Annotated in this window: 4 protein-coding genes; all 4 read right to left on the bottom strand. The window is 34.4% G+C overall.

Annotated features, from left to right (window positions below; translation table 11 throughout):
* Positions 1 to 114: 114 nt before the first annotated feature.
* Positions 115 to 1,263: a hypothetical protein gene (locus EHQ58_RS00990; RefSeq protein WP_135621477.1), complete on the bottom strand. Its 1,149-nt coding sequence runs from the start codon at positions 1,261 to 1,263 to the stop codon at positions 115 to 117.
* 472 nt (positions 1,264 to 1,735) lie between these two features.
* Entirely contained in the window at positions 1,736 to 1,996 is a 261-nt protein-coding gene (locus EHQ58_RS00985) for a toxin-antitoxin system YwqK family antitoxin (RefSeq protein WP_135621476.1), read from the bottom strand.
* A 299-nt stretch (positions 1,997 to 2,295) separates the two neighbouring features.
* Complete coding sequence (locus EHQ58_RS00980; RefSeq protein WP_135621475.1) at positions 2,296 to 3,192, bottom strand: DUF5677 domain-containing protein; 897 nt, start codon at positions 3,190 to 3,192, stop codon at positions 2,296 to 2,298.
* A 195-nt stretch (positions 3,193 to 3,387) separates the two neighbouring features.
* Positions 3,388 to 4,326, bottom strand: a complete 939-nt coding sequence (locus EHQ58_RS00975; RefSeq protein WP_135621474.1) for an SH3 domain-containing protein — start codon at positions 4,324 to 4,326, stop codon at positions 3,388 to 3,390.
* Positions 4,327 to 4,475: the final 149 nt, after the last annotated feature.

Genomic DNA, 4,475 nt, shown 5'->3' with positions numbered 1-4,475 from the left:
AGCAAGAAGCGTGACGGAGGACAATGTGCCTTTAGGCCGAGCGAGGGCGAAAGTCCCGAGCGTAGCGTGTCAGCCGCAGTTATGCGCAGCCGTTTATTTTTTTAAAATACTTGATTAAATCTGAATATAACTGAAGTTTTCAAGAGTTCGAATTGCTTCTTTATCTTCGAAGTTCAATCTTATTGAATTTTCGTTGTCTAAGCTTATTAGGAATGTTGGTTTATAACTTGGAATTTCCCTGGAAAAAAATATTTCTGAATTTCCAGTTACTTCATTAATTATATTATCATATTTCATTAATTCAGTAAATACTGAAGCTAATATTTGTATAGATCTACTATCGTTTTTATATCCAAGGAATTCTGTTTCATCAAAATAATTTAAATATTTTTGGTTATCTGAATTTGCAAGACTGCTTGGTGATACTTCAAAATAATGTAAAAGATATCTTTGATACTGAATAAAAGATTGCAGAATTCCATATTGAAGATTATTTCTATCAAGATTGTACGAATTATAAATTGAATTTATATAAAGAAGTAATTGTTTTAGTATTTTCTCAAATCTCAAGGCAATTATATCGGTTAAAATTTCCTTTGATCGATCCTCTTTTGTGAATCGGAAAAATGTATTATTTACTTCACAGCGATTCATATCAGATTTATCTATTCTAACTTTATGTTCTTTATCTTTTTCAATAGTTATTGGTGGATTTTGCTCTGATGCTTGTTTATCGATGTCTAGAACTGAGATAAACTTTGTCTTCGCCAGAAGTCTTCCAGCATTTTCCTCTAATTCTTGCATATTTTCTATTAAGGGTAGTGCATAAACCACAGCGTTTCCGAGTTTGCTACCTTCAGAATTTGAAAGATTTTTAAGCAGAAAATGTTGATTAGTTGTAGTGCTATTAATTTTGAAAACATAATGTTCGTGTGGAAAATTTTCAAAAATACTCTTTGGACTTGGGCTATTTTTAACAAGATCACCTTTTTTGTATTGGATAAATAATAAATGTCCACCAGAGCCAGATTTAATTCTTACATCATATCCTCCTCCAGCGTTACCGGTCGGATCGTTCTTTCCTTCTGTTGTAATATGAAAACCACCAGAGGTTGATTTGGGATATTTAAAGAAAGGTAATTTATACCTAGGTTTCCAATATCTCCAAAGCGGAGTATCTGTTAAAAACCAGTACCAAGAATCGGATAAATTAAGAAGTTCATGTGTTATATTTAGTTCGATTGATTTTTCGTGAAATTCCATTTGATACCTAGATTTTTCTATCGTTTTTTATATATTTTAAACGGTTGCGCATAACGAAATAGCTACCCGAAGTTCCTCGGAGCTGAGCCTACAGAGTAGGCGTTAGCGTCGGCACAGGATCTTGCGTAGGCAAGAGACGTGCCGGAGAGGAATTTGCCGAAGGCCGAGCGAGGCCGCGAGTGCCGAAGCGAAGTGGGTAGCGGATGTTAAACGAAGTTGGCACTTTCAGATTGAATAAATCTCGATAGTCAAAAAATCAAGAAACTTTTCCGAGATAGAGTTACTTAGCCCGAGATTAAGTTAATTCGGATTCCTTAGAAGATTAATATTCCTATTCCGAAATTCTTAAAATTACAAATACACGCTTTCGTTTACTAAACAGGAAATAATTTGGATTTTTTTTTTTGTGAATTAAAATGAGTTTCATTTATCGTGATTAAGTTAGAGTAACTAAATTAATTGGAGTATTCGACTATTTTTTTTGCGTGACTTTATAGACCTTGCCTTCTTGATCATACGTTATCCATTCACCGACAGGTTGACCTATTTTAAAATGTCCAGATCTCTTGAGAGTTCCATCCGGACGATACCATTCCCAGTATCCATCGGGTAGTCCTTTATTTATTTTACCTTTTGACCATCTTGTTTTCCCATTGGCATGGTATTTAATGGTGTAACCTTCAATATTTTCACTTTTTTTGGGAGTAACAGCTTTTTTTTGGTTAGCTTTCATATTAATAATATAACTTTGGTATGATCTTCTATCAACCTTTTTGTTGCTTATTTTTTAAAATTTGTTTCAGAGTCTACGATGATTACCATGTCTTGAGGCATACATTTGCCAATTTCGTTTAACGAACTAGGCTACACGACGTTGTCCGTAGCTGAGTCTCGAAGAGACGTTAGCGTCGGCGCGTCTTCTTGCGTAGCAAGAAGCGTGACGGAGGACAATGTGCCTTTAGGCCGAGCGAGGGCGAAAGTCCCGAGCGGAGCGTGTAAGCCGCAGTTATGCGAAGGATCGGGATTAATATATCATTTTTCAGCTGTTTCAAAATTAAAATCTTCTCCTACGATTTCATTTTCAAATACTTTTATGTCTTCAATGACTTGAGAAATCAAGTTTGTGAAAATTTTTGCTTCATTTTCTTGTTCGAATATATATTTGCTAAACGATATCAAGGCATTTAAAACAACTGTTTCAATATAGAAAAATTGATTAATGTGAGTTGAACAATTATGGTCGCGCAAAATATAATTGTCATCTATTTCCTCTAAATAATGCATTAGGAGGCTTTGCCAAGTTCCATGTACATGGTGGGATCCGATTCTTTGTCCAATGACATAGTAAAGTCGCGTTTTTCCTATTAATTCGATAATGCTTGCAGTATTAGGAACTTTCTTGGTATTTAATATTTCTGTTTCAGTCATGCCGGAATGACTAATTCTCCGATTTATTGATTGTAACATACGATTCTCAATTTGTAGTATGCCTCCACCTCTTTTTTTTATGGATGCCTCTATTTCCTTTTTAAATTCTATGTCCGTTTTTAATCCGTCTGCCAAATATCTATTGAATTTTTCACTTTCAAGATCGCTGGTTAACCACTCGATTTTAATTGCTGATTCAAAAATACATCTATCAATGATTAAGGTTGTTTCTCCAAAAAGGCCACCTTGGGATAAATGAATGTTTGATAAAATCAAGCGTGAGCAACGATTTAACAATCCTGTTAAAACAGCATAGTGTATTTTTGGAATTTTTCTTACAGCTGGTGAATCAAGGCTAAATGAGGCAAGTATATTCGCAAGAATACCTGTGTATTTATAATGTTCAAATAATATTGGTCGAAAGTCACTATCTTTGCGACAATCGGAAATCAATTCTTCCGTGATTATTGGTGGATTTAGTTGATCTAAAAAATCTTTCATTTATTTAAATTCTGCGATCTTTCGCATAACGAACTAGGCTACACGACGTTGTCCGTAGCTGAGCCTCGCAGAGGCGTTAGCGTCGGCGCGTCTTCTTGCAGAGCAAGAAGCGTGACGGAGGACAATGTGCCTTTAGGCCGAGCGAGGGCGAAAGTCCCGAGCGGAGCGTGTCAGCCGCAGTTATGCGCAGTAAATTTATGATCCTCGAAAACATTGTACTGAAGAATAAGTAACTTCTCCATCCAGGAATTCTATTAAATAACCTTTTTCAAATTTATTAAATTCAATTTTTATAAAGGGTAATGCAGTATCATTTCCGTATTCTATGGCTTTCGATTTATAGGGTTTTTTTGCTTCTAAAGTAATCTTATTTTCAGTTATATTCAAAGTATCGAAATCTATTTTCGAATGGTTCTCGAATATTTTATCAATTTTAGCATTCACAGTAGTGAGTCCGCCTCCATCACAGAAAAAACATATTGGTACAGCAGATAGGCAATCATTAGAGATTTCTAATAATTTTCTTTTGTTTTTTTCTTTGATAGCTAATTTAATAATTTCAATAAAATCATTTCGAGTTGATATGTTTAATTTCTCGGGATTGTTTCTACAGTCCTTGATCTGAATATATTTTTCACAGGCATTGACACAATTTTCATCTATGCAATAAGGAGAATTTGTTTCAAAATAAGATCTTCTATATATATAATAATATAAGTTCATTGCCTCTTCTGTTTTAGTTTTTTCGATGTTTCGAGCTGACTCAATTAATTCTTCAGTATCACGAGCAAATAGCTGAGTTTCGAATTCATTAAGTTTTGATAAGTATCCTGAAAAAACATATCCGTTCATTCTCAAATATTCAGCGTTGAGCCAATAACCAGAAACACCCTCTATTGTTTCATTTTTAGAATGTGGTGTTTTAAAAACTTTTATAAAAATATCATAATCAAGAGTAGCTATTTTCTTAGAATCTCGTTTTGGAAGTTCTCTTAAAATTAAACCGGATTTAGCAGTAGTTTTGTAAATTTCAAAATTGACGTTTTCATTACTCGTAATCGAATAATCAACGCTTTTTGATTCATTACAATTAATTAATCCGACGATTAGAATTGAAAGAAGAATTTGTTTCATACTTTTCCTAAAAATTTAATTTATTGCGTATAACGAATTAGCATTATCGACGTTCCTCGTAGCTGAGCCTACGAAGTAGGCGTTAGCGTCGGCGCGCTTTTTGCGGAAGCAAGAAAGCGTGACGGAGAGGAATGTGGCGTAGCCCTAGC

The sequence above is a fragment of the Leptospira ognonensis genome, from assembly GCF_004770745.1.
GTDB classification, from domain to species: domain Bacteria; phylum Spirochaetota; class Leptospiria; order Leptospirales; family Leptospiraceae; genus Leptospira_A; species Leptospira_A ognonensis.
Note: the sequence above shows the minus strand (reverse complement) of the source record. Positions and strands in the feature narration are given on the sequence as shown.